Annotated in this window: 23 protein-coding genes; 9 read left to right on the forward strand and 14 right to left on the reverse strand. The window is 69.1% G+C overall.

Annotated elements, in window-relative coordinates:
- Positions 1 to 35 precede the first annotated feature (35 nt).
- Positions 36 to 1,322 carry a hemolysin family protein gene (locus tag MRBLWO12_RS00200; RefSeq protein WP_363551654.1) on the forward strand — a complete coding sequence of 429 codons (1,287 nt, stop codon included), beginning with the start codon at positions 36 to 38 and terminating at the stop codon, positions 1,320 to 1,322.
- 3 nt (positions 1,323 to 1,325) lie between these two features.
- Here the strand turns inward: MRBLWO12_RS00200 and MRBLWO12_RS00205 are convergent, their stop codons facing one another.
- From MRBLWO12_RS00205 to MRBLWO12_RS00225, 5 genes are all read right to left on the reverse strand, one after another.
- The gene (locus MRBLWO12_RS00205; RefSeq protein WP_363551655.1) at positions 1,326 to 2,219 is read right to left on the reverse strand and encodes an SDR family NAD(P)-dependent oxidoreductase; all 894 of its coding nucleotides are present in this window, start codon (positions 2,217 to 2,219) and stop codon (positions 1,326 to 1,328) included.
- A 9-nt stretch (positions 2,220 to 2,228) separates the two neighbouring features.
- The gene (locus MRBLWO12_RS00210; protein ID WP_363551656.1) at positions 2,229 to 3,455 is read right to left on the reverse strand and encodes a Dyp-type peroxidase; all 1,227 of its coding nucleotides are present in this window, start codon (positions 3,453 to 3,455) and stop codon (positions 2,229 to 2,231) included.
- Positions 3,455 to 3,994, reverse strand: coding sequence for a copper chaperone PCu(A)C (locus MRBLWO12_RS00215; protein WP_363551657.1), 540 nt, complete (start codon positions 3,992 to 3,994; stop codon positions 3,455 to 3,457). Before MRBLWO12_RS00215 ends, MRBLWO12_RS00210 begins: the two co-directional genes overlap by 1 nt.
- A gap of 11 nt (positions 3,995 to 4,005) precedes the next feature.
- Positions 4,006 to 4,617, reverse strand: a complete 612-nt coding sequence (locus MRBLWO12_RS00220) for a copper resistance CopC family protein (protein WP_363551658.1) — start codon at positions 4,615 to 4,617, stop codon at positions 4,006 to 4,008.
- A 122-nt stretch (positions 4,618 to 4,739) separates the two neighbouring features.
- Positions 4,740 to 5,348: a hypothetical protein gene (locus tag MRBLWO12_RS00225; RefSeq protein ID WP_363551659.1), complete on the reverse strand. Its 609-nt coding sequence runs from the start codon at positions 5,346 to 5,348 to the stop codon at positions 4,740 to 4,742.
- A gap of 44 nt (positions 5,349 to 5,392) precedes the next feature.
- Between MRBLWO12_RS00225 and MRBLWO12_RS00230 the strand changes: the two genes are divergently transcribed.
- Positions 5,393 to 5,812, forward strand: a complete 420-nt coding sequence (locus MRBLWO12_RS00230; protein ID WP_363551660.1) for a hypothetical protein — start codon at positions 5,393 to 5,395, stop codon at positions 5,810 to 5,812.
- Positions 5,813 to 5,833: 21 nt separating this feature from the next.
- On the opposite strand, the gene MRBLWO12_RS00235 is transcribed toward MRBLWO12_RS00230, so the two are convergent.
- Together MRBLWO12_RS00235 and MRBLWO12_RS00240 are read right to left on the reverse strand one after the other, a co-directional pair.
- A complete protein-coding gene (locus tag MRBLWO12_RS00235) occupies positions 5,834 to 6,487 on the reverse strand; it encodes a cation diffusion facilitator family transporter (RefSeq protein ID WP_363551661.1) in 654 nt (217 codons plus the stop codon).
- On the reverse strand, positions 6,487 to 6,822 hold the full coding sequence (locus MRBLWO12_RS00240) for an ArsR/SmtB family transcription factor (RefSeq protein WP_363551662.1): 336 nt from the start codon (positions 6,820 to 6,822) through the stop codon (positions 6,487 to 6,489). Before MRBLWO12_RS00240 ends, MRBLWO12_RS00235 begins: the two co-directional genes overlap by 1 nt.
- A gap of 169 nt (positions 6,823 to 6,991) precedes the next feature.
- On the opposite strand from MRBLWO12_RS00240, the gene MRBLWO12_RS00245 reads away from it, so the two are divergent.
- Positions 6,992 to 7,927, forward strand: a complete 936-nt coding sequence (locus MRBLWO12_RS00245) for an alpha/beta fold hydrolase (RefSeq protein WP_363551663.1) — start codon at positions 6,992 to 6,994, stop codon at positions 7,925 to 7,927.
- Between the two features lie 474 nt (positions 7,928 to 8,401).
- Here MRBLWO12_RS00245 and MRBLWO12_RS00250 read toward each other — a convergent pair whose 3' ends face one another.
- Positions 8,402 to 8,944 (reverse strand): small multidrug efflux protein, encoded by a 543-nt coding sequence (locus MRBLWO12_RS00250; RefSeq protein WP_363551664.1) that lies wholly within the window; start codon positions 8,942 to 8,944, stop codon positions 8,402 to 8,404.
- A gap of 155 nt (positions 8,945 to 9,099) precedes the next feature.
- Between MRBLWO12_RS00250 and MRBLWO12_RS00255 the strand changes: the two genes are divergently transcribed.
- The 4 genes from MRBLWO12_RS00255 to thrC all read left to right on the forward strand — a co-directional run bounded on the left by MRBLWO12_RS00255 (position 9,100) and on the right by thrC (position 12,982).
- Complete coding sequence (locus MRBLWO12_RS00255) at positions 9,100 to 10,299, forward strand: sensor histidine kinase (RefSeq protein WP_363551665.1); 1,200 nt, start codon at positions 9,100 to 9,102, stop codon at positions 10,297 to 10,299.
- Positions 10,296 to 10,898 carry a response regulator transcription factor gene (locus MRBLWO12_RS00260; RefSeq protein WP_363551666.1) on the forward strand — a complete coding sequence of 201 codons (603 nt, stop codon included), beginning with the start codon at positions 10,296 to 10,298 and terminating at the stop codon, positions 10,896 to 10,898. Before MRBLWO12_RS00255 ends, MRBLWO12_RS00260 begins: the two co-directional genes overlap by 4 nt.
- A 46-nt stretch (positions 10,899 to 10,944) precedes the next feature.
- Positions 10,945 to 11,439 carry a methylated-DNA--[protein]-cysteine S-methyltransferase gene (locus MRBLWO12_RS00265; RefSeq protein ID WP_363551667.1) on the forward strand — a complete coding sequence of 165 codons (495 nt, stop codon included), beginning with the start codon at positions 10,945 to 10,947 and terminating at the stop codon, positions 11,437 to 11,439.
- A 139-nt stretch (positions 11,440 to 11,578) separates the two neighbouring features.
- Complete coding sequence (gene thrC / locus MRBLWO12_RS00270; RefSeq protein ID WP_363551668.1) at positions 11,579 to 12,982, forward strand: threonine synthase; 1,404 nt, start codon at positions 11,579 to 11,581, stop codon at positions 12,980 to 12,982.
- A 92-nt stretch (positions 12,983 to 13,074) separates the two neighbouring features.
- On the opposite strand, the gene MRBLWO12_RS00275 is transcribed toward thrC, so the two are convergent.
- From MRBLWO12_RS00275 to MRBLWO12_RS00290, 4 genes are all read right to left on the reverse strand, one after another.
- Complete coding sequence (locus MRBLWO12_RS00275) at positions 13,075 to 13,485, reverse strand: VOC family protein (protein ID WP_363551669.1); 411 nt, start codon at positions 13,483 to 13,485, stop codon at positions 13,075 to 13,077.
- A 98-nt stretch (positions 13,486 to 13,583) separates the two neighbouring features.
- Positions 13,584 to 13,856: a glutaredoxin family protein gene (locus tag MRBLWO12_RS00280; protein ID WP_363551670.1), complete on the reverse strand. Its 273-nt coding sequence runs from the start codon at positions 13,854 to 13,856 to the stop codon at positions 13,584 to 13,586.
- Between the two features lie 69 nt (positions 13,857 to 13,925).
- Entirely contained in the window at positions 13,926 to 14,324 is a 399-nt protein-coding gene (locus MRBLWO12_RS00285) for a DUF1801 domain-containing protein (protein ID WP_363551671.1), read from the reverse strand.
- A 38-nt stretch (positions 14,325 to 14,362) separates the two neighbouring features.
- On the reverse strand, positions 14,363 to 15,373 hold the full coding sequence (locus tag MRBLWO12_RS00290; protein ID WP_363551672.1) for an FUSC family protein: 1,011 nt from the start codon (positions 15,371 to 15,373) through the stop codon (positions 14,363 to 14,365).
- Between the two features lie 96 nt (positions 15,374 to 15,469).
- Here MRBLWO12_RS00290 and MRBLWO12_RS00295 point away from each other — a divergent pair, with 96 nt between their 5' ends.
- On the forward strand, positions 15,470 to 16,819 hold the full coding sequence (locus MRBLWO12_RS00295) for a M20/M25/M40 family metallo-hydrolase (protein WP_363551673.1): 1,350 nt from the start codon (positions 15,470 to 15,472) through the stop codon (positions 16,817 to 16,819).
- A 52-nt stretch (positions 16,820 to 16,871) separates the two neighbouring features.
- Positions 16,872 to 18,332: an MFS transporter gene (locus MRBLWO12_RS00300; protein WP_363551674.1), complete on the forward strand. Its 1,461-nt coding sequence runs from the start codon at positions 16,872 to 16,874 to the stop codon at positions 18,330 to 18,332.
- Positions 18,333 to 18,443: 111 nt separating this feature from the next.
- Here MRBLWO12_RS00300 and MRBLWO12_RS00305 read toward each other — a convergent pair whose 3' ends face one another.
- The gene (locus MRBLWO12_RS00305; RefSeq protein ID WP_363551675.1) at positions 18,444 to 20,678 is read right to left on the reverse strand and encodes a DUF7507 domain-containing protein; all 2,235 of its coding nucleotides are present in this window, start codon (positions 20,676 to 20,678) and stop codon (positions 18,444 to 18,446) included.
- Between the two features lie 183 nt (positions 20,679 to 20,861).
- Positions 20,862 to 23,414 (reverse strand): helix-turn-helix transcriptional regulator, encoded by a 2,553-nt coding sequence (locus tag MRBLWO12_RS00310; protein WP_363551676.1) that lies wholly within the window; start codon positions 23,412 to 23,414, stop codon positions 20,862 to 20,864.
- Between the last annotated feature and the right edge of the window lie 131 nt (positions 23,415 to 23,545).

Here is a 23,545-nt window from a genome sequence, read left to right on the forward strand (position 1 = left end):
GACGCTCACCCCACGACAGACAGGGCTGCCCGCTGATGGGCGACCTGCTCTGGAACATCGCCCTCGTCTTCGCGTTCGTGCTCATCGGTGGTGTCTTCGCCGCCACTGAGATGGCGCTCGTCACGCTGCGCGAGAGCCAGATCACCGCGATCGGCCAGCGCGGACGCCGCGGTGCGAAAGTCGCGGCCCTCGCTCGCAACCCCAACACCTTCCTCTCGGCGGTGCAGATCGGTGTGACCGTGGCCGGCTTCGCGTCGGCCGCGTATGGGGCGACCTCGATCGCGCCGTCCGTGGCTCCGGTCTTCGAATCGTGGGGAATGGCCGCTCCGCTGTCGCTCACCGTCGCGACCCTGGTGCTCACGCTGATCATCGCGTACCTGTCGCTCGTGCTCGGCGAGCTCGTGCCGAAGCGTCTGGCGATCCAGCGCAACGCGCAGTTCGCGTATGCCGTCGCACCTGCGCTGAACGGCTTCGCCACCGTCATGCGTCCGGTGATCTGGCTCCTGTCGGTCTCGACCAACGCGCTCGTGCGCGTACTGGGTGGTGATCCGCATAAGACCGCCGATGAGATGACCGACGAAGAGGTGCGTGAGATCGTCGCCAGTCATCAGGGTCTTCCGGATGACGAGCGACGGATCCTCGATGACGTGCTGTCTCTGCGCGGGCGGCAGATCAGCGAGGTCATGCGACCTCGTCCGGAGGTCGTCGCACTCGACGAGACGTTCACGGTCGCTGAGGCGATCGCGCAGGCACGGGAGCTGCCGTTCTCGCGGTACCCCGTCTCGGACAAGTCCATCGACGACATCACCGGCTTCGTCCACGTGCGCGACCTGTTCGAGGCTGTCGCTGAAGATCCGACGAAGCCGCTCGCCACGCTGGTGCGCCCCATCCTCTACATCCCGTCGACGGCGCGGGTGCTGCCGACGCTCACGCGCCTGCGGGCAGAGGGCCAGCACATCGCCGTCGTCGTCGACGAGTACGGCGGAACCGACGGGTTGGTCACGCTCGAGGATCTGGTGGAGGAGGTCGTCGGCGAGATCTTCGATGAGTACGACACGGCTGAGCTGGAAGCTCCGGGCGGAGCACTCGACGGGCGCCTCAACCTGCAGGACTTCGAAGAGGCGACGGGCATCGAGTTGCCGCGAGGCTCCTCCGACACGATCGCCGGATTCGTGACGGAGCAGCTCGGTCGCCTTGCCGTGGTCGGCGACACCGTGGAAGTGGAGGGCGCCACCATCCAGGTGGCCGAGCTCGATCGGCGCCGCATCGCTCGCGTGCGGGTGACCGCACATCCTGACGGGGACCGACCAGCGGGCGGATGATGCTCAGGTGGGGAAGGGCACTCCGGTGATCTTCTCCGCCGCGCTCCACAGGGAGGAGCCGTTCGCGGGCGAGTGCACCTCGTCCGACACGGTCACGCGCGCGGGCGTGCCGCGGAACTCGAGCGCGCCGCTCGGCCCCCAGTAGTCGCCGCTCACGACATCGGGGCCGGTGGCCGCGTGCACGATCGGCAGCGCCCCACCGTCCTTGCCCTGCACGACTCCGCGTGTCATCGACGCGAGGGCGCGCAGGATGCCCGGGGTCTCGACGGCTCCGGGGCGCGGCGGCGTGAGCGGATCGACCGCGTAGCCCGGGTGCGCGCAGACCGCCATGCGAGGGGAATCGGCCCAACGGCGATCGAGTTCGAACGCGAAGGCCATGAGCGCCGCCTTCGAGCGTCCGTACTGCCGGAGGGAAGACCCCCGCCACGGATCGGAGAGTGTGGCGGGGGCGATCGGTGCGAAGCGGTGGGCGAGCGAACCGACCGCGACCACGCGGGCATCCTCTGCCAGCGCGTGCGTGAGCTGCGCGATGAGCGCGAAGTGCCCGAGGAAGTTCGTGCCGACCATCAGGTCGAGCCCATCGCTCGTGCGGGCGTCGCGCTGAGCGGCTTTGACCCCGGCGTTGCAGACGACGGCATCGAGCCGTTCGTCGATACCGGATGCCGCCTCTGCGACGCTCGTGAGGGAGCCGAGGTCGAGGGGGAGGATGCCCAGATCGGCTTGCGGCGCCTGCGACCTGACCGCATCCACCGCCAGCCGTGCGCGCTCGGGTGATCGGCATCCCAGGATGACACGGGCACCACGCACCGCGAGCTGCTCGACGCACCAGTAGCCGATCCCCGCGTTCGCCCCGGTGACGAGGATCGTGCGGCCGTGCAGTTCGGCGGAAGCATCCATCCCCTCAACCTACGCGAGAAGGGTGTCGCCGATGAAGCCGCCCTCGCGGCAGCCCGGCGGAACGGCGAAGACGGCGGAGCCGATCGGGGTGGTCCACTCGTTGAGCAGGTCGAGCTCGTCGAGCCGTCGCTGCATCGGGGTGAACTGCCGGTCGACGTCGGCCTGGAACGACACGAAGAGCAGTCCGGACTCGGAGACGCTGCTTCCGGCTGGGCGCTCGTCGTAGTTGTAGGCGCGTCGGAAGATCTTCTCTCCGTCGTCGCCCCGCGCGCGACGGATGTGCGCGAACTGCGGGATGACCGGAAAGCCGATCGCGGTCGTGGCCTCGAAGTCGGGTTCGTCGAACTCCTTCTTCCCGGTCAGAGGAGCGCCGTTCGCGAGGTTCCGTCCGACCGATGCCTCCCGTCCGCTGCGGTCCAGCCGATCCCACTTGTCGAGGTCCATCCTGATGCGGCGGATCACGGCGCTCGTGCCACCGGTCAGCCACCCGTCATCCGACCACACCACGGCGTCGAAGTCCTTCGTCCCCGGCTGCGGGTTCGTGGTGCCGTCGACCTGGCCGAACAGGTTGCGCATGGTGGTGCCGGGCCGTTCCGTGCCGTACGCACGGCGGAAACCGTTCTGACTCCACCGCAGGCTCGCGAAGCTGCGGGTGTCCTTGAGCAGCATGCGCGCCGCGTGCGCCACAGTCAGCGGATCGTCTCCGGCGATCTGCAGCAGCAGGTCGCCGTCGCTGAACTCGGGCTGGAGCCGGTCGACCGTGAAGGCCGGGAGCGGCGCGAGCCACGTCGGAGCCGTGCCGGCGGCGCGCGCCACGAGCCCGGGGCCAAAGCCGAAGGTCACGGTCAGTCGCGCCGGGGCCATGGCGAGTTCGGGCTCCGAATCCGCGAGCGCGGGGACGCCCTGGGTGAGTCGGGCGGCGTCGTCTGTGAGGATGCGCAGCAGCCGGGTGAGACCCTCGCGGTCGGTCGTGTCCAGGAGATCCAGCCCCAGGAACAGGCCGTGGGCCTGCGCGGGGGTGTCGATCCCGGCCTGATGGATGCCGTAGAACGGGACGGTCTCCTCGCCGTTCATGGGTGTCGCCGGCGCGGGCGCCGGGGTGTCCTGTCGGTTGAGCGCGTAGTCGACACCGATCGCCGCGGCCGCGCCGACACCGGCGACAGCTCCTCCGAGGAGGAACTGCCGCCGGGTCGACCCGGTGCGATCGGAGCGCGCGCCCTCAGCGGGCGCCGGCATCAGTGATCCATGCCCTCGTGCTCGTCGCCGTCCTCGTAGTTCTCGTTCGCGCCCGAGTAGTCCTTCACCGGGGCCGTGAACTCGTACGTCGAGTCGTCGGAGAATGTCAGGGTGACGGTGACCTCGGCGCCGGCCTGCAGCGGGGCCGCCAGGTCCATGAGCATGATGTGGCTCGCGCCCGGCTCCAGCACCAGGGTGCCGCCGGCCGGGATCACGAATCCACCCTCGATCTCGCGCATGACCATCTCGCCGGCCTCGTTCTCCACGGTCTCGTGCAGCTCGACCATGCTCGACGCGGCGGTCTCGGCGGAGACGACGGTGACGTCATCCGCACCGGTGTTGGTGAGGGTGCCGAACGCCGCCGACATCCCCTCTTCGGCGGACTTCACCCACGCGTCCTCGATCGTGACCGAATCTCCGGCCGGAGCGGACTCCGACTCCGCCGGCGCGCTGGTGCCGGCACACCCGGTCAGTGCGAGCAGCGAGACCGCGACCAGCGCGGCGAAGCGAGACAGCGGGTTCAGGGAGGTGTTGTTCATGGGATTACCTTTCACAGTTCTCGTTCTGCGGTGCCGTCGTTCTCGGGCGCCGCAGCTGCCGTCCGTGGACGGCGAAGGAATCGATAGAGGGCGAACGCGGCGACGGCGATGGCCGCCCCGCCTCCGCCGATGAGCAGCGCGCGAGGCACGCCGCCCGGTTCCTGAGTGGTCTGATCCTCGAGGTCCTCTGCCTGCGCAGCGGTCTGCCCGCCGGCGCCCTGCAGCGCCATCGGTTCCGCATCGCCGATCGTGAACGGGACGATGCCCGAGATCGGATGCCCGTCTTCCGAGACGACCTGCCAGCGCACCTGGTAGCCCGCCTCCGGCATGCCCGGATCGACGCCGACGGTCACGGTGTTGCCCGCGACCTCGACATCGTCGCCGGCCCAGTCGCGACCATTCTCGTCGAGCACGAGGACTACGGCGCCCGTGGCCGAGTCGCCGAGCGTCAGCAGCTCTCCCGAGAACGTCAGGACGATGTTCTCGGGAGCGGTGGCGAGCCGCTCGTCGACTTGCGGGGTGCTGTGGACCAGGGCGTCGTGGGCGGATGCCGGCAGAGCCGTCGCGAGAACCGCGACCGCCGCCACCGTCACCCCCACCACCCATCGGCGGACAGGAGACATGATGAAGGACCTCTCGACAGGCGTCGTCGAGCGACGCCGCACGTGCGTTCGGAGCGCTCGCGCGGAGGAGTCTCCGGGCGGGCGCGGATCACCACCCGGTCAGGACAGCCGGGGGGTGTGGATCAGACCGAGAGGCGCGAGGGCGGGGCGCGCCCGCGAAGGGTCGCGAGAAGCGGGGCGCTGTGCAGCGCATCGATCCGCGCGCCGACGAACGTGCGCGTCGCGCGGTGGGGAAGCGGTGCGGCGAGGACGGCATCGATGCGCCGCTGCACCCAGCGGACGCTCTGCTGGGCCAGATCGCGCAGACCGAGCAGCAGGCGCTCGCCGCGGTGCAGGGCGACGATCGTGACCAGTGCGGCGAAGGCGTGGCCGACCCACATCGTGGCGTCGAGTGCGACGACTGTGTCGGCGCTCCCGGTGATCGCGGGAAGGACGACGGGGGATCCGTGCACGTGCGGCGCGACCGTGCCGGAGGAGGAGACCGTCCCCAGCACGAACAGCACGTGGAAGAGGAATTGGCTGATCGCGACCGAGAGCGTGAGCCGCAGTGCGGAGAGCCGGCGGCCGGCGAGCAGCACGCACACCATGAACGACAGCACCCAGGGAACAGCGACTCCCAGAAGGCCAGGCATCGCGCCACCGGCGGAGACGTGGCCGGCGAGCGCGGCGAAGATCGCCACGGACGACGCCGCGAACCCGCGCAGGACCGCGGGCCTCCTGGACTGATGCACGATCCCCATTCTGTCAGGCGGATGCTGCTCGATAGACTCCACGCATGCGGATCCGCCCGATCGATCTCGTCGATGTCCTGGTGTATCTGGTGGTCCTCGGCGCGTTCAGCCAACTCTTCCCTGCGGTGATCTCGGAGACCTTCCTCCTGGCTCTGCTCACCGCGATCCTGCTCAAGATCGTGCTCGAGATCGTCGTGTGGGTGAAGTCGAAGGCGCTCGCCCGCATCCGTTCCGATGGGGCTGTCGCCTCGCGGGCGATCGGCGTGATCGTTCTCGTCCTGGTGCTTCCCGGGAGCAAGTTCCTGGTGCTGGAACTCGTCGACCTCGTCTTCGGCGATGCCGTGCAGCTCGGAGGCTTCTTCCTCGTCACGCTGCTGATCGTCGTGCTCATGCTGTCGCGCGGTGGCGTGCGGCGGCTGCTCGCCCGGTCGGAGCCTCGACCGGGCGCGTCCAAGATCACCTAGCAGCCGGAGGGATCTCGTTCGTCAGTGCTCGTCGTGCTCATCCTCGAGCAGCATGCCCACTGAGGTGGCACACGCATCGCCCTTCCAGGCCTCCAGGCCCTCGTGCACGGCGAAGGTCGCGATCACGAGGCCGGCCACGGCATCCGCCCACCACCACCCGAACAGCGTGTTGACGACGAGCCCGATGAGTACGGCGGCCGACAGATAGGTGCAGATCAGCGTCTGCTTCGAGTCGGCGACTGCGGTCGCGGAACCGATCTCCCGGCCGGCCCGCCGCTCCGCGAGCGACAGGAAGGGCATCACGACCACGCTGACCGCCGTCAACACGATGCCTACGGTGCTGTGCTCAGGACGTTGCGCAGTGAACAGTGACAGCACCGAGGTCGCGGTGACGTAGATCGCGAGGGCGAAGAACGCCACGGCGATGACCCGCAGGGTCGGCTTCTCCCAGCGCGCAGGATCGCGACGCGTGAACTGCCACGCGACGGCCGCGGCCGAGAGCACCTCGATCGTCGAGTCGAGCCCGAACCCGATCAGGGCGGCGGATGATGCGACCGAGCCAGCGGTGATCGCGATGACGGCTTCGATCAGGTTGTACCCGATCGTGATCGCCACGATCAGACGGATGCGGCGGTGCAGAGTCTCGCGTCGGGCCGAGGAGACAGCGGTCGACATCAGCAGGTGCATCCGTCGCCGGAGCAGCAGTCGGGTTCGACGATCAGCACCACGCGCATCAGCTCGTTCAGCGCGGGAGCGAGATGCTCGTCGGCCAGTCGGTACCGGCTGCGGCGGCCGTCGGGCACACTCTCGACGAGACCGCACCCGCGCAGGCACGCCAGGTGGTTCGACATCACCTGACGCGAGACGCCGAGGGACTCGGCGAGGTCGGCCGGGTACGACCCGGTCTCGCGCAGTGCCAGCAGGATGCCGGCCCGCGTGGGGTCGGACAGGGCGTGTCCGAGCCGGGCGACGGCGGCGGTGTGCGTCAGGGAAGCAGGTGCGGTGGTCACCCTCCGACGGTACAGATAATGCTGAATTCACTCAAGTCTGAACTAAATGCCATGACAGTTGTCACCGCGATCGGTGACGGGCCGACACTTCTGCCCTGATGCCGTTGGTGGTGGGCTGAGAGGACACTCCCGGACCTGTCTTCATCGGTCCCCGACCTGAACGGAACCCATGCGGAAGTTCGCGAAGTCCCTGCTCATCACCGTCGGCGTCATCGTCGCCGTCCCCGTGCTCGCGGTGGCGACCACCGCGATCGGGAACGCGATCGCCACACAGGTGGAATCGTCCCAGATCACCGACTACGGGCAGGGAGTGGAGGTCGACGGCAAGACCATGAACGTCGTGGTCTCAGGTGACGGCGCGGAGACGATCGTGCTGCTGCCCGGCCTCGGCACCGCGTCGCCAGGGCGCGACTTCCAGCCTTTGACGGACGAGCTGTCGCACGACTATCGCGTGGTCGTGGTCGAGCCGTTCGGCACCGGACTCAGCGACGCCACAGACAGCCCCCGCACCGCCGAGAACATCACAGGGGAGATCCATGAGGCGCTCCAGCAGCTCGGTGTCACGAAGTTCACCCTGATGGCGCACTCGATCGGCGGCATCTACGCACTCACGTACAGTGCGGCGTACCCCGACGAGCTCACGGCCTTCATCGGCATCGACAACAGCGTCCCGGATCAGCCGGGGGCGGGCGAGCCGATCCCGACGGACGCCATGGTGGTGTTGCGCAACCTCGGGATCACCCGACTGCTGACCGCGATCGCGGGGGACCCCTACGAGGGACTGCCCTACGACGACGAGTCCCGGCGGCAGATGGCGCTCCTGAGTGCGAAGAACGCGGGTGCCCCCACCATGATCGACGAGGTCGAGAACACTCCCGGCAACTTCGCGTCGGTGAGCGGGGCGGTGTTCCCGGCCGATCTCCCGGTGCTGACCTTCGTCAGCGCGAACGATACCGCGGAGTGGATCGAGATCCACGAGCAGCAGGCGGCGAGCGTGGAGCACGGCGAGATCGTGGTCCTCGATGGGCCGCACTACCTCCACCACGAACTGTCGGCGGAGATCGCCGAGCGGACCGCGGCGTTCCTCGTAGCGCTGTCTCGCTGACGTCGTACGAGCGGTTGCCGACCTCATCTTCGTGGGGTCGGCAACCGCTTTCGTGTACCCCTCACCCCCGGGAGCGCCGCCGTCCCGCCGTGCCGGGTCCGTCATCCGCCCGGACGGATTGCGGAACTCCTGACGATTCGCGGATCTTTTCTCACGGATCAGTCCGCGGATCGTCATCCTCTCCGTGATCCGTCGGTGGGGACGCCGCCCGGTCCATCGCCTGGGTTCGCCGCCTGGGTTCGCCGCCGGGCCTCTCGCCCGATCCGCCGCCGGGGTCCGCCGCCGGACCTCCATGCCGGGCCGTGCCGTCGGCATCCACTCCGACGGTTCGCGGAACTCCTGACGGTTCGCGGACCTTTCCCTGCGGATCAGTCCGTGGATCGTCATCCTCTCCGCGATCCGTCGGCGGGGAGGATGACGACAACGCAGAACACCCCCGTCGACCCTACGGGGGTGTTCTGGTTCGTGTGCGGATCAGGTGACCGCGTAGATCGCGCTGCCCACGATCACGGCGACGACCGTGGTCCAGCCGACGATCGCGACGGCCTGCCAGAGAAGGATGCGCGCCTTGCCGATCCCGGCCGCCGCGAGCATCGTCGCCGTGAAATGCGTGGGGAGCAGGAGGGGGCCGAGCAGGCTCACTCCGGGAACGCCGTAGCGCTCGAAGGCACGCTGGAACTTCTCGTTGCGGGCGCTGCGGTGGCCGGCATCCATAGAGGGTGTCTCGTCGACGCTGGTCGCTCCGCCGCCGGCGACCACGGATTCGCGGCTGCGCGACCGGTTGACGATCGCCTGGCGAGCCCCGGAACTCGCGAGCACGAGGATCGCGACGCAGACGAAGTTTCCGATCATGGCGGCTATGGCGGCGATCACAGGAGGGATGCCGCCGATGATGCCGATGCTCGCGGCGCCTTCGCCCTCGATGAACGGAATGGCACCGGCGAGAGCGATGATGAGCGGCTGCACGAGATCCGGGACCTGGGCGACCAGGTTCTGGAATGTTTCGATGAGGTTCATGATGATGCTCCTGGATGTCGGTGCAACGGTGTCCCCGCTGCGATGACTCCAGTCCATCGCTACGGTGCGTCGAGCGGCAGTGCCGGGCTGTCACCTCTTTCCGGGTGGATCGCACGCGCCGTCCGTGACAACTGTCACGCCCGTATCGTGGTGGGGTGAGCAGCCCAGACGCGCCCTTCGCCCCCGTCGCTCCGACGCCGGGAGCCCGACAGCTGTCCCGTCGCATCACCGCGACCTGGTGGTACACGGCGACCGCTGTCGTCTTCCTCGAGCTCGCTCTGGTTGCGGCATGGACAGGCGTGACGATGGCCGTCGACCTGCGGGCCTTCGTCGGCCTGGTCGTGGGTGGCGGGGGACTGGTCTGGGTCGCCTCCACGGTGTCGCTGCTGGGCGACTACCGGCATCGGCTCGACGCCGAACCGGGCATGCGCTGGGCGCGACTGGCAGTGCCGCTGCTCATCGCGGTCGGCTACGGGATCGCCGCGGGAGCCATCGCCGGGAGCTGGCAGCTCATGCTGATGCCGATCGCGCAATCCCTCGTGCTGCTGAACTGGCCGCGCGGCGTGCGGTACCGGGTGGTCATCGCCGCCACAGTCGCCCTCGCCTGTCTGGCAGTCGTCGATTCCGCTTTCGACGCGTCTGATGAGATCCCGCTCCTCGTGCCGATCGTGTACACGGTGCTGCTTCCGGTGATGGCAGTCAGCTCGCTGTGGTGGTGGGACGTGCTGATCACGCTCGACAGGGCCAGAGCCTCGGAAGTGAGACTCGCCGCGACCCAGGAACGACTGCGCGTCGCGACCGATGTGCACGACCTGCAGGGGCATCACCTCCAGGTCGTCGCGCTGCAGCTGGAACTCGCCGAACGATTGATGCCGCAGGATGCCGCTGCCGGCATGGAGCAGCTCCGTGCGGCGCGTGCGAGCGTCGATGATGCACGCCAGGGCACGCGCGACCTCGCACTGCGGTTCCGTTCGGTGCCTCTGGGTGACGAGATCGCCAACGCGCGTGATCTCCTCCGCGCCGCCGGACTCGAGGTCGAGGCGGTCATCCCCGCGGATGCCGACGACGCTCCCGCTGCGGCACTGGGCCCGGTGATCCGCGAGACGACCACGAACGTGCTCCGTCACGGCGGCGGTCACCGCGCACGGCTCGTGCTCGCCCGGGCGGGAGACGCGTGGCGGTACACGATCTCGAATGACGCCATCGGGGATGCCCCGCCGCACGCGGTCGGCTCCGGTCTCGACGGCATCCGACGCCGCATCGATGAAGCGCACGGCACGCTCGAGGTGGGACGCGAGGCCGAGGAGTTCACGGTGACGGTGACGGTGCCGGCGCACACGGAGGAGACACGATGATCCGGGTGCTGCTCGCCGATGACGAGGCCATGATCCGCTCCGCGCTCGCCGCGTTGCTGCGACTCGAAGACGACATCGAGGTCATCGCCGAGTGCGAAGACGGGGAACAGGCCGTCGCGGAAGCGCTGCGCCTGCAGCCCGATGTCTGCCTGCTCGATCTGGAGATGCCCGGACTCGACGGGGTGCAGGTGTCCGAACGCCTGAACCGGGCCATCGCCACACGTTGCATCGTCGTGACGCGTCATGCGCGTCCCGGCGTGCTGCGTCGGGCGCTGGCATCCGGTGTGGCGGGGTTCCTGCCCAAATCCCGCGGTGCCGATGAGGTGGCCGCCGTGATCCGCCGCGTCGCCGCCGGCGCTCGCTACGTCGACCCCGAGGTCGCCGCCGACGCCCTGAGCGACGAGCGCTCGCCGCTGACCGATCGCGAACTCGACGTGCTGCGCGCCGGGCGTCGCGGGGAGACCACCGGACAGATCGCCCGGGCGCTCGCCCTGGCGCCGGGAACCGTGCGCAATCACATCTCCGCGATCCTCGGCAAGCTCGCGGTCGGCACGCGCCAGCAGGCGGTGCTGATCGCCGAGGAGCGCGGCTGGATCTGACGGTCGCCCCGACCGCGGTGTGCGCAGCCCGGGGTAGCCTCATCGCATGAGTTCGTTCGGATCGCTGTCGACCCCGGTGGGTGCGGTCGGCGTCGTGAGCGACGGCTCGGCGATCACTCGAGTCTCCTGGCGATCCGATGCCCCGGACGGCGTCTCCTCGGAGGCGGACGCGCTGGTGGACGAGGCTCTCGCCCAGTTGCGCGCGTACTTCGATGGGCGGCTGCGCGTGTTCGACGTGCCGATCGACCTCGGTGACCAGACCGTCGCCACGCGCGCGGTGCTGATGGCGTTGTACGAGACCGTCGGCCACGGCGAGACCGTCACCTACGGGGGCCTGGCGGCTCGGAGCGGCACGACCGTTCCGGCGCGGGGGATCGGTTCGATCATGGGCGCGAATCCGGTGCCTCTGATCGTGCCCTGCCATCGCGTGATCGCCGGAGACGGGCTGGGCGGCTACTCCGGCGGCGACCCCGGCGAAGGCCTCGTGACCAAGCGCTGGCTGCTCGAGCACGAAGGCGCTCTGCCGACCTCGCTGTTCTGAACGCGGCGACCGTGACCGCGGCGACGGTGAACGCGGCGACCCTGAGCGCGGCAACGGCATCCGGCATCCGTCATCCGTCATCGGGCGTCGGCTCGGCCTGAGAGAATGGACACGCCGAGTCCCGAGCCGAGGAGCCAACGTGCAGTTCATCTCCACCCGCGGCGGTATGCAGCCGCAGCCGTTCAGCGAGACGCTGTTGGAGGGCCTCGCGCCCGACGGGGGGCTCGCCGTTCCCGAGGTGATGCCCGCCGTCAGCACCGAGACGCTCGAACGCTGGCGGGCGCTGACCTACCCGCAGCTCGCGACCGAGGTGCTCGGACTCTTCGCGACCGACATTCCGCGCGAAGACCTCGCGCGAATGACGGATGCGGCCTACGCCTCCTTCCCGGAGAGCGTCGTCCCCCTGCGCTCGATCGGCGACGGTCTCACCCTCGTCGGACTGTCCGAAGGGCCGACTCTGGCGTTCAAGGACATGGCGATGCAGTTCCTCGGCCAGGTGATCGAGTACGCGCTGGAGCGCAAGGGATCGGTGCTCAACATCCTCGGCGCCACCTCTGGCGACACCGGCTCGGCAGCCGAGCACGCGCTGCGCGGCAAGGAGCGCATCTCGGTCTTCATGCTCTCGCCGCAGGGCCGTATGAGCGCGTTCCAGCGAGCGCAGATGTTCTCGCTCGACGACGCGAACGTGCACAACATCGCAGTCGAGGGTGTCTTCGACGACTGCCAGAACCTGGTCAAGCACCTCGCCGGCGATCTCGAGTTCAAGCGCTCGCAGAACCTCGGCGCGGTGAACTCCATCAACCTCGCCCGCATCACGGCGCAGACCGTCTACTACTTCTGGGCTTGGCTGCGGGCGACGGATGCGCACGGCGCGACCGAGGTGTCGTTCACGGTGCCGTCGGGCAACTTCGGCAACATCCTCTCCGGCTTCTTCGCGAAGCAGATGGGCTTGCCGATCCGCCGCCTCGTGCTCGCCGCGAACGAGAACAACGTGCTCGACGAGTTCTTCCGCACGGGGATCTATCGCCCGCGCAGCGCCGCACAGACGCTGGCCACCTCCAGCCCCTCGATGGACATCTCGAAGGCCTCGAACCTGGAGCGCTTCATCTTCGAGCTCGTCGAGCGTGACCCCGAGCGTGTCGTCGGCGCCTGGCAGGAGCTCGATGACCAGGGCTTCTTCGACTTCAGCGACCAGCAGTCCCGCTTCGCCGAGGAGTTCGGCATCGTCAGCGGCACCAGCACGCACGCTGACCGTCTCGCGACCATCCGTTCGGTGCACGAGTCCTCGGGCGAGATCATCGACCCGCACACGGCCGATGGCGTGAAGGTCGCTCGCGAGCACGTCGAAGACGGCGTGCCGATGCTTGTGCTCGAGACCGCCAAGCCCGAGAAGTTCGCCGAGACCATCCTCGAGGCGATCGGTGTCGAGCTCGACTACTCGCCGGAACTCCGGCAGATGCTCGACGCTCCGCAGCACGTGACCGAGATGGCCGACGACGAGCATGCGCTGCGGGCATTCATCGCCGCCCACGCACTGCGCTGAGGAGAGCACCTCGCACTTGCGACGAGACCCCGTCCTGCTGATGTCAGCGGAACGGGGTCTCGTCTGTTCTGCGCGCTCGCGTCAGTCGGGCGTCACTCGGGGTCGCCGTGCAGCATCCACGGGATGCCGAAGCGATCGACCAGCATGCCGAACGTCCCACCCCACGGCGGCACATCGAGCGGCATCGTGACGGTGCCACCTTCGGAGAGCCCGTTCCAGACCTCCTGGGTGCGGGCCTGAGTGTTGCCGCTCAGTGACACCGAGAACCCCTGAGGAATCTCGTAAGGCATGCCGTCGGGGGAGTCCGACGCCATCAGCACCAGCCCGTCGGGAGTGGTGAGCTGCGCATGCATCACCAGGTCCTTCTGACTCGGATCCTGGACCATGTCGGGGAAGTCGCCGAAGGCGCTGATCTCCAGCTCGCCGCCGAGCACGTTCTGATAGAACTCCATCGCCTGACGTGCTTCTGTGCGGAAGGAGAGATACGGATTGAGGTTGGCCATGAGAACTCCCGGGATGAGCGGCGGGCCGTGTGCGACCCGATTCACGCCCAGTCTGCGACCGCGGTCACACCTCCACAAGACCGATCGATCGAAGTCCCCTAGATCGAGCGAGGGAGCGCTCTGACCGCGGCGGTGAGCACCTGCGGGACAGTCGGCACGCCCTCGGCGCGGAACACCTGTGCCCCGCTGTCGTCGCGGATGATCACGGTCGGCGTGAAGCGGATGTCGAGCGCCTCGGCGGCGTCGGGATCGCGCGCCACATCGATCTCGGTGACGGTCGCGTCGGGGAGGAATCGGACGGCATCGGCCAGCACCGCGCGCGTGCGCGAGCACGCCCCGCAGAACGCGGAGGTGACCAGTGTCAGTTCCATCGATGCCTCCTCGGGTCGCCTGTCGTCCCCGGAATGCAACCGGGAAGGAGCCCGCAGTGTTCCCTCGCGTCAGAACGTCGTGCGTTTGACGAGGCTGCGGTTCGTGCGGATGTGCTCGTAGTCCCACTGGATGTCGCGTCCAGCGGCGAGCCAGGCGGCGAGGGCGTCGGTGTCGATCTCTGAGACGTCGTCGTAGCGCACCTCGGCGGCCTGGAAGGTGCCGGACGCGGTGAGACCGGGCAGAGGGAACGACTGGCCGCTCCAGAACATGAGCCGCACCGCATCCTTCAGCCGGTGGTAGCCGACGATCGGATTGCCGTCGAGGAACCAGACCGGATGCGCGTGCCAGACCTTTCTCGCCGCCTCCGGCAGTCCCCGTTCGATCTCGGTGGCGAGCACCGCGCAGATCTCCTGATCTGCGGGGGAGAGGTGGCGGTGGTAGTCGTCGATCTCGGCGGGGCGCGTCATGAACCGAGTATGTCGCCGCGCCAGGGGAAACGCGAGGGTCAGTCGCGCGCGGGGTTCGCGCGCGGATGCAGCAGCCCGGACGCGGCTCCGAGCGCCGCCCCGACGATGGTGTCGACGATCCGCTCCAGCGCCACGTCCAGTGAACCGATGCTGCCCGTCGCAGCCCCCGTCAACAGCAGTACCAGGGGCGTGATGAACACGAGAGCGAGCGCGTAGTGGCGCACGACGACGAGCTCGATGGTGAACTGCAGCGCGCCCAGCAGCAGAGCCAGCCACAACCCGTACGGATGCAGGAGGGAGAGGAGCACGTACACGCCCGCGCCGACGACGGTTCCGAGCATGCGATGCAGTCCGCGCTGGAACGCCGCTCGCCGCGCGGCCGCGACACCGATCACGGCGATCGCCGAGCCGACGATCCAGTAGGTGCGCTCCGGGTCGATGATCAGCCCGAGCAGGACGCCGAGCACCGCGACGATGGCGACACGCAACAGCAGCAGCCGGGAGTCCGCGCTCAACGCCGGACCTGGCAGGAGCTCGCGCAGGGGCTTCGCGGTGATGGCGCGCACGCGGGGGAGCAGCAGCGGCGTCATCGCCACCAGGTAGGAGAACACGCATCCCGCGGCCAGCGCGGCCACGTACACGACCGGCGAGATGGATCCGGCGCCGACCACGTGCCCGGAGAGCCCGAACACGAGCACGAAGAACAGGGGGCCGGGAGGGCCAAGGCGGAAGCCGAAGGCGAGTGCGGCGCTGGCGATCGCGACCAGCACGACGCCGATGCCGGCGAGCCAGTCGTCGCCCGACGCGAGCACCCCGAGTGCGGCGCAGAGGATCAGGCCCAGGGCGACGAACGGCAGGATCCGTGCTCTGTCGACCACCGCGGCTGAGCCGGCGAACAACACCGTGAACGCGCCGGAGGCGGCGATGTAGCCGAGGGGCGCGTTGCCGAGGAGTGTCATCACCGCGATCGGTGCGGCAATGCCGAGAGCTGCCTGGGTCGCCAGAGGCCAGCGGGGACCGCGGGACGGCGCGAAGGCGAAAAGACTCACTCTTCCATTGTGCGCCGCCGCAGAGTTCGCCTCTTGCGCGGACGCCGAGCCGACGCCTCGGAGGTGCAGCCGCACCAGCCGTTTCTCGTCGCTACGATGGCGAACGTGACCCCAGTGACCGTGCGCCCCGGCATCGACGAACGACTGTCGCGGATGATCCAGCTGCCCACCGTGTCGGCCGAACTCGAGGAGCGCGGCGCCGAGCCGTTCGAGAGCTTCGTCGCGCTGATCGCCGAGCTCTACCCGCTCACGCACGCGCACCTGACGCGGGAGCGTCATACGGACTTCGGCCTGCTGTTCCACTGGGAGGGAGAGGCCGCACCGTCGGAAGGACCTGTCGTCCTGATGGCGCACTACGACGTGGTCCCGGTCGATGAGAGCGACGCCTGGACGCATCCGCCGTTCGCCGGGGTCATCGCCGACGGCATCGTCTACGGACGCGGCGCGCTCGATGACAAAGGACCGCTCATCGTCGTGCTCGAAGCGGTCGAGAACCTGCTGAGCGACGGCTTCGTGCCGGCGCGCGACGTCTACCTCTCGTTCGGCGGCAACGAGGAGACGTACGGGCATGCGGCGCAGGAGATCGCCGCCGTGTTCCGCGAACGCGGCATCGTCCCCTGGCTCGTGGTCGACGAAGGCGGCGCCGTGGTCGACGCGCCACTGCCCTTCGTACCAGGACGCGCGGCGATGATCGGCGTCGGCGAGAAGGGCGTCATGACGGTGAAGCTCTCGGCGCGCGGCGAGGGCGGCCATGCGTCCGCACCGCCGTCGCTCACAGCGGTGCGTCGCGTCGCGCGCGCGGTGGATCGCCTCGGCCCCACCACCTTCCGGCCGCGGGCATCGAAGGCCATCCTGCGGATGCTGACGCGCCTGTCCGCGCAGACACCCGGCCCTGCCCGCCACCTGCTGCGGTTCCTCGGGGCCGCGCCGCTGGTGACCGCACGGCTGTTCGCGCTTCTCGGCGGAGAGCCGGCGGCCCTCGTGCGCACCACGGTCGCCCCCACGATGCAGTCCGGCGGCACCGCGGCCAACGTGCTCCCGTCACAGGCATCCGCCACCGTCAACCTGCGCATCGCGCTGGGGGAGACGACGCAGCGGACCGTGCTGCGCGTGCGACGCCGCATCCGCGACCCGCTCGTCGCGGTGCAGGTGGTCGAGGCGAGTGAGCCATCGCCGGAGTCATCGACCGAGAACGCGCAGTTCGCTCTGCTCTCCGATGCGCTGGCCGTGTCGCATCCCGGCGTGCCCGCGGTGCCCTACGTCATGATGGCTGCCACCGATTCCCGACATTTCCACCGCTTCTCGCCCGCGGTATACCGTTTCGCACCCCTGGAGATGTCGAATGCGCAGCGGGCGTCGATCCACGGTGTCGATGAGAACGTCGAGATCGCGGCCCTCGAGCGCGGGGAGCGGTTCCATCGGGCTCTCCTCGAACGGCTAGTGTGATCTCACCCGTCCTTCGGTGCGCTTCGCGGCCGAGAAAGAAGCAGGAGACGCGATGACGCGCAGTCGGACATTGGGCACCCTCGCGGTCGTCGTGGGGTTCCTCGCCTTCGTCGAGTTCACCAGCGGAGTGCTGCAGGGCTACTACACGCCCATGCTCACCGACATCGCCCGTCACCTGGGCATCCACGACGCCGACGTCAACTGGCTCGAGGGTGCGCAGCTGATGCTGTCGGCACTCGTCGTCCCCGCCTTCGCGAAGCTCGGTGACATGGTCGGGCACAAGCGGATGCTGTTGATCTCGACCGCGTTGACGGCGGCGGCGGCGCTCGTGCTGCCGTTCACCGACTCGTTCCCCGTCTTTCTCGCGGCGTGGGCGCTGATGGGCTTCTACGTGGTGTGGCTGCCGCTGGAGATCGCGCTCATCTGGTCGCGTTCACGCCGGATGGAGGGTCGCGCGAGCATCACCGCCAAGGCCGCAGGGCTGCTGGTCGCCGCGCTGGAGGGCGGTGCGATCATCGGCGCACTCGTGGGTGGTGCCCTCATCGATGTGCTCCCGCTCACGATCGTGCTGCTGGTTCCGGCCGTGCTGATCGTCGTGTGCTTCTTCGTGATCCTTTTCGGGGTCAAGGAGTCGCCCGAGCCGACGGGCGGCATCTTCGACACGATCGGCCTCATCCTGATCTCGCTCGCCCTGATCTGCTTCACCGGCGGGCTCAGCCTGCTGCGCCTCGAAGGCGGCCTGGTGAACCCGTGGTCCTGGGCGGTCGTCGTCTTCGGTGTGCTGCTGATCATCCCGTTCGCGCTGTGGGAGCTGCGCCACCACGACCCGCTGATCGACGTGCGCATGTTCCGCTCCCCGGCGCTGGGCCCGGTCTTCCTCACCGCCGGTCTTTTCGGGGTCAGCGTGCTGGGCGCCCAGGCGCCGCTGTCGACGTTCGCCCGCACCGACCCGGCGGTGTACGGCTACGGTCTCGGCACCACGGGTTTCGCCACGTCGCTGATCATCGGCGTGTATCTGATCGCGATGATCGCAGGCGCGCTGTCGTTCCCGTTCTTCGCGCGCAGGATCTCGCCGCGGATCACCCTGATGGGGGCCTCGGTCCTGGTCGGAGTCGGGTTCCTGATGTTCCTGCCCTTCCACGCCGCCTACGCCCAGGTCATCACCAACATGGTCATCGTCGGGCTCGGATCGGGAGCGCTCGTCGCGGCCCTTCCCGCGGCGGCGGCCTCGGCCGCTCCGGCCTCTCAGACCGGCGTCGCGACCGGCCTCACGAACTCGGTCAAGACGGTCGGCGGCGCGATCGCCTCGTGCGTCTTCGGCATCGCGCTCCTCCACGGCGTCACCACGACCGCGGGCGCCGCCGAGGGGACGGCAGGGTCCCTGGCCGGTTACTTCACCGTCTGGATCGTGTGCGGCGTCACAGCCCTCGCCGCGGCTGTGCTGCTGGTGTTCGTGCCGAAGACGGCGTTCACGGATCGCCCGGTCGACGTCGAGGCTGCGCCGATCGTCTGAGCGTCGGCAGCAGATGCCGGGTCAGCGCATCACGAGTGGCGCACAGAACCCCGGGGCTCGACGAGGGGAGTGGGGTGGGATTGTCGAGCCCCGGGGCGGTCTGGGTCGTGCTCAGGCCTGGTGTCTGCGGGCGGCGCGTCGCACGAGCAACACGGTCCCCAGTGTCAGGAGAGCAAGGGCCACGGCGCCGGCGATGAGAGTGCCGGTGGTGTCGAGGCCGGTAGCGGCGAGGGCGCCGTCCGCCTGCGCGGTGTCGGTGTCCTTTGCCTCAGGTACCTGCGGGTCGGTCACTTCGGGCTCGGTCACCTCCGGCTCGGTCACTTCGGGGTCGAGCGCGACCTCGCCGCGGGGAGTGGTTGCGGTCGACGGGTCCGATTCGACGGATCCGCCGTCCGGGGCGCTCCCGGCCGCCAGCGCGGTGTTGTCGATCGTGTCGAGGACGAGGTCGGCCTCTTCGACCGCGTAGGTGGCGGTGCACGTCATCGACTGTCCGGGTGCGAGAGCTGCGGCGGATCCCGCGGGGCAGTCGACCGCCGACACGGTGCCGTTCCCCGTGAACGCCGTCTCGTCGACGCGGACGTCCGTGAGCGTCACGTTGCCGGTGTTGGTGACCAGGAACAGGTAGTCGAGCGTGCTGCCGTCCGCGAACCACTCGGCGTCGGTCGACTTCACGATCGCCAGCGCGGGTGACTGCACCGAGAGCACAGTCGCCGATGACGGGGGCGAGACGACGCGGACGCCGGTGGGCGTGGTACCGGCCGCGGTCGCGGAGTTCTCCACTGATCCACGGTCGACGTCGCCCTGCTGCAGCGAGTACGTCGCCGTGCAGGTCGCTGTCTCGCCCACGGTGAGCGAGAGCGGGGTCGACGGGCAGTCGACGGCCGAGAGCGTGCCGACACCGGTGAAGCCGGTCTCATCCACCGTCACGTCGCTCAGGTCGGAGGTGCCGATGTTGGTGAGATCGAACGAGTAGGTGACCAGGTCACCGTTCTGCGCGTGCGACACGTCCGCCGACTTCGTCAGCGCGATCGCGCCCTCGCCGCGCGGGGTGTTCGTGAAGGTGCACCGCATGCTCACATCGGAACCGCTCGGGGGAACGGTGACCTCTCCGCTGGTCCCGGCGCCCGAGGCGATCCGGGCCCCGGTGGTTCCGTCGACACAGCTCCATGACGACTGGTACCTGGTCGGGTCCGCGCCCGTGCCGGACTCCCCGATGGTGATCACCGCGCCGGGGAGCACGGGGGCGGTGAGGCGTGCGCTCTGCACACCCGCATCAGTGCCGGTAGTGAAGGCCTGGAGGTTCTCCAGCCCCGATCCCGACATCGTCAGCCGTACCTGGTCGGTGTCATCACCGGATTCACGGCCCTCGGGGAAATCCTTCTCCAGCGTCAGATGGCTCGGAGCGGAGCACGACGCCAGGTCGACGACGCCTGACTCGGAGAAGGTCACGCGGCTCGTCACGTCGCCTGACATCGGGTTGACCCGGATGAGCTCGAGTCCGGTGCTGACGTTGAGGTAACCGTCGCGATCGAAGGCGATCCCGTTGACGCCGACGCCGCCGGCATCGGCGACCGTGAAGGTCTGGATCATCCGAGCGCGAGCGGTCGGGTACGGCTCCGTCGCGGCAGGCGCGACGTCGTTCGCGTCCAGCACGTAGATGGCTGCGTCGTTGGCGCCGCTCATCACGATGTACATGTTGCCCGCGCGGTCGAGGGCGATGTCTCCGTTCGGGCCGGGAGCCGGGTTCGCGCCGAAGTTCACTCGGAAGCGCCCTTGTCGCTCGCCCGTGGCGATGTCACGGCTGTCGATCGTCAGGACGCCCCCATTGGCGTTGCCGTGGAGGTAGCGGGAGCTCTGCGGATCCGCGGCGCCGTGGGACTGCGTCGTGGTCCAGGTGGCGGGCAGACGGGTGACGTTCACGCTGGTGGTGGTCCCGGTCGCGAAGTCGAACGTCTCGAAGGCGCCGGCCTCGTTCAACGTCCAGGTGTCGGAGCGCATGGCGTACGCCTGCCCGGCAGGGGCTTCGGGCGTGACGCCGACGCCGAGTCCGTTGAACGTCGAGTTCGCGTTGGCGCCGGGGGTGAACTCGCCCACCTTGGCCTGCGCACCGGTGTCGGTGTCGATGCTCCACAGCGTGCTTCCGGCACCGTTGGTCGAGTTCATCGCGTAGATGGCGGAGCAGTCGATCGCGTCGGCCGCCTGCGCCGCGGGAGCGCCGAGGAGGCCACCGGGGATCGCGACGGCTCCGACAGCGAGTGCCGTGACGGCGAGACCGGCGACCCTGCGGCGGCGGGAGCGAGGCCTTCCTTCCGGCGCGTGCGAGGGGCGATGGGCTGAACGTGCCATGTGGCAGTCCTCTCTGAGAGCGGTGCGATGTGAGTGCGCTGCGCGGGGCAACTCCTCAACGCTCCTATCGCTCCGGGCGCGTCAGTGACGCTCTCCGTGCTGTGGTCGGCGAAGTCAGTGGAGCCGGCACGGAATCACGTGCACGGTGCGACGGACCCGGTGGTGGTCAGGCCGACGAACGGATTACAGCCAGGAGAACTCCGCCAGTTCCGCGCGCCCGGAGACCCGGAGCTTGCGGAAGGTCTTGAGCAGGTGACTCTCCACCGTCCGCGTGCTGATCCCCAGATGCTCGGCGATCTCCTGATTCGACTGCCCATGGGCGGCGAGACGCGCGACCTCGCGCTCTCGGTTCGACAGATCTGCGGGAGTGCGGGAACGCCCGACGACCGGCACCGTATCGAGGGGGTCGCGGCGTGCGCGCAGCCCGACGAGGGCCGCCGTGAGGCGATCGGCGGATGCGTCCTCTCCACGCCTCAGCGCGATGTCGCGTCCCTGCTCGTAGGCCAGCACCGCGTGGTCGAGACGCTCCTGTGCCGCGAACCACGCCCCCAGGCGCTCCAGTTCTCGATGGTCCTCGTGCACGATGGCGGCGTGCATGTCGAGCATCGGCGCGACGAGGGTGCCTTCGAGCGTGCTCATAGCGGCATCCGTCTCGCCAGCCTCACGAGGGTGCGCGCCGAAGCCCGCGGTCAGCACACGCAGCATGCCTGCGGCGAGCAGATAGCCGCGTGCCTCCAGGGCGGTCATCTGCGCACGGATCTCCTGCTCGGCGCCGACCGTGTCGCCGTCCAGAAGACGGAAGGTGATGTCGGGGAGCGCGGCCACCATCCCCGGCCACGGACCGATCGCGACGCCGGTGGCCGCAGCCTGCGCGGCGAGCGACGTCGCCGAACTGAGCCGCCCTGCCCTGGCGGCGAGCATCGCTGCCAGGGCCAATGCGCCCATCTGGCTCCCCTCCTGCCCCAAGCCCGGCTCGCCGAGCGCGAGGAACCGCCCGAGGTGGATCTCTGCGGTGCGGAATCGTCCGAGACTGATCCCGGACACGGCTGCCAGATAGGTGTGCCCACGCAGATTCTCGAGGTCGAGCTCGACGCGGCTCTGCTCGATGTGGGTCACCGCCCAGTCGTGCGCCTCGGCGACGTCGCCTCGACCGAGCAGAGCCCAGCCCCGCAGCAGAGCGAGCACGCGCCCGATCTTCGTGGAGGTGTCATCCGCGTGCCGGAGAAGATCGTGCGCCGATTCGGCGCGACCGCGCAGGATGAGCGCCGTGGAATGCACCGAGGCGATCGAGTCGGCCGTCGTGGCATCCCGACCGGTGAGCGTTGCGAGCCGGTCGATCAGCGCCGGCGTCACCCCGGTGCTGATGATCCGCAAGTGGGTCGCCCAGACCTCGAGCATCGTCTCGTATCGGGGCTGATCAGCTGCCGCTGCCGTCAGGATGGCGAGCGCTGAGGCGGTCTCACCGGCGGCGAGCGCGTGCCACCGCGCTTGGAGGATGCGGAACATGGCGCGCGCTCCGCCGTCGCCGACGACGGTGGGAGTGCGGTCGAACACCTGCAGTGCTACTTCGGGGTCGTGCTTCCCGTCGAACAGGGTGAACAGGTAGTTGGTCGCCGTGTCGACGCCGGGGTCTCGCTCCCAGGCGCGCCGCCGGGCCGAGAGCTGGGCGGCGTGGCGGTCCCTGATGAGTCGGACCAGCGCCATCTCGGCGGCATCCGGTTCGAGCGAGGCGTCTGCCGCGCTCCCGGGGAGGAGATCGGTGCGCGAGGCCGGTCCGCCGGCGCGACGGAACTGATCCTGGATCGTCCGCAGGATGCGACTGCGGCGCACGGAGTTGGGACGGTTCTGGAAGTAGTCGGAGATGAGGGGTGGTGTCACCGTGACCGAGAGACGGCCGAATGGCTCGATGCTCAGCAGCAGGCTCGCGGCCTCGAGCGATTCGATGAGGTGGCGGCCGACGAGCTCTTCCGCTGTGTCGATGTCGAGCACGCCGGCGAGCGCCAGGATCTCGATGGCTTCGAGCTCATCCGCATCCGCATGCGCCAGGAGATGTTCGACCGCCCCGGACATCGAATCGTGCCAGAGCTCGCCGGTCATCGTCCACGTGCCGTCGACGGAAGCGATGTGGCCGAACGTGCGGGCGGCGGTGATCATCGCCACCGCGAGGCTGGGGATGCCAGCCGAACGGGTGTACACGCGTCCCACCAGGCCGGTGTCGACCGCGCCGCCGAGCTGCTCGTGCACGAGATCCGAGACCGCCTCGAATGTCAGCGGCCGCAGACGCAGCTCGGCCGCCTGGCTCACGATCGCATGCAGTCTCTTGGTCCCGCCCTCGCGGGGTGCGGCCGAGGTCGTGACGATCGTGGCCCCCGTGCGCGCGTGCACGGCGGCGATCACGCCCCACGACTCCTCGTCGACGAACGGGGCGTCATCGACCAGCAGCACGGACCGTCGGCCGGCAGCGCGCTCGGCCATCGCGGTGACCATCAGTCTGGCGCCTGGCATCGACGATCCAGTCGGCACTTCACCCGCGAGATCGAGTGCTTCGAAAGGGCGGGCGCGGAGCGATTCGACGCCGACGATCTGCGTGGTCGGGTAGCCGCGTTGCTCCAGGGTCGCGGCGATCTCGCGCAACAGCATCGATCGTCCGCTTCCGTCCGGCCCGACGATGCTGACGCAGGAGCCCGCGGTGATGAGTCTCAGCGCCGTGGTGAGATCGTCAGTGCGGACGAACATCGCTGTTCCGTCCGATCCCGATGTGCGGCAGGCGAAGTGCGGATCGTGACATGGGAGGCGCCTCCTCGTTCGGACGCCAGTGTAATGACCGCGCACCCGGCCGCGCAGTATGTTGGTTGCCCGCTGGGTGC

The organism is Microbacterium sp. LWO12-1.2 (assembly GCF_040675875.1).
Lineage (GTDB): Bacteria > Actinomycetota > Actinomycetes > Actinomycetales > Microbacteriaceae > Microbacterium.

What these genes read in the sequence shown, in the direction of transcription:
- MRBLWO12_RS00215 (WP_363551657.1), bottom strand. Translation starts at nt 3,994, where the DNA reads ATGAACAACACCTCCCTGAACCCGCTGTCTCGCTTCGCCGCGCTGGTC.
- MRBLWO12_RS00200 (WP_363551654.1), top strand. Translation starts at nt 36, where the DNA reads ATGGGCGACCTGCTCTGGAACATCGCCCTCGTCTTCGCGTTCGTGCTC.
- MRBLWO12_RS00245 (WP_363551663.1), top strand. Translation starts at nt 6,992, where the DNA reads ATGCGGAAGTTCGCGAAGTCCCTGCTCATCACCGTCGGCGTCATCGTC.
- MRBLWO12_RS00265 (WP_363551667.1), top strand. Translation starts at nt 10,945, where the DNA reads ATGAGTTCGTTCGGATCGCTGTCGACCCCGGTGGGTGCGGTCGGCGTC.
- MRBLWO12_RS00250 (WP_363551664.1), bottom strand. Translation starts at nt 8,944, where the DNA reads ATGAACCTCATCGAAACATTCCAGAACCTGGTCGCCCAGGTCCCGGAT.
- MRBLWO12_RS00295 (WP_363551673.1), top strand. Translation starts at nt 15,470, where the DNA reads ATGGCGAACGTGACCCCAGTGACCGTGCGCCCCGGCATCGACGAACGA.
- MRBLWO12_RS00285 (WP_363551671.1), bottom strand. Translation starts at nt 14,324, where the DNA reads ATGACGCGCCCCGCCGAGATCGACGACTACCACCGCCACCTCTCCCCC.
- MRBLWO12_RS00280 (WP_363551670.1), bottom strand. Translation starts at nt 13,856, where the DNA reads ATGGAACTGACACTGGTCACCTCCGCGTTCTGCGGGGCGTGCTCGCGC.
- MRBLWO12_RS00305 (WP_363551675.1), bottom strand. Translation starts at nt 20,678, where the DNA reads ATGGCACGTTCAGCCCATCGCCCCTCGCACGCGCCGGAAGGAAGGCCT.
- MRBLWO12_RS00310 (WP_363551676.1), bottom strand. Translation starts at nt 23,414, where the DNA reads ATGTTCGTCCGCACTGACGATCTCACCACGGCGCTGAGACTCATCACC.
- MRBLWO12_RS00300 (WP_363551674.1), top strand. Translation starts at nt 16,872, where the DNA reads ATGACGCGCAGTCGGACATTGGGCACCCTCGCGGTCGTCGTGGGGTTC.
- MRBLWO12_RS00275 (WP_363551669.1), bottom strand. Translation starts at nt 13,485, where the DNA reads ATGGCCAACCTCAATCCGTATCTCTCCTTCCGCACAGAAGCACGTCAG.
- MRBLWO12_RS00205 (WP_363551655.1), bottom strand. Translation starts at nt 2,219, where the DNA reads ATGGATGCTTCCGCCGAACTGCACGGCCGCACGATCCTCGTCACCGGG.
- MRBLWO12_RS00220 (WP_363551658.1), bottom strand. Translation starts at nt 4,617, where the DNA reads ATGTCTCCTGTCCGCCGATGGGTGGTGGGGGTGACGGTGGCGGCGGTC.
- MRBLWO12_RS00230 (WP_363551660.1), top strand. Translation starts at nt 5,393, where the DNA reads ATGCGGATCCGCCCGATCGATCTCGTCGATGTCCTGGTGTATCTGGTG.
- MRBLWO12_RS00260 (WP_363551666.1), top strand. Translation starts at nt 10,296, where the DNA reads ATGATCCGGGTGCTGCTCGCCGATGACGAGGCCATGATCCGCTCCGCG.
- MRBLWO12_RS00235 (WP_363551661.1), bottom strand. Translation starts at nt 6,487, where the DNA reads ATGTCGACCGCTGTCTCCTCGGCCCGACGCGAGACTCTGCACCGCCGC.
- MRBLWO12_RS00210 (WP_363551656.1), bottom strand. Translation starts at nt 3,455, where the DNA reads ATGCCGGCGCCCGCTGAGGGCGCGCGCTCCGATCGCACCGGGTCGACC.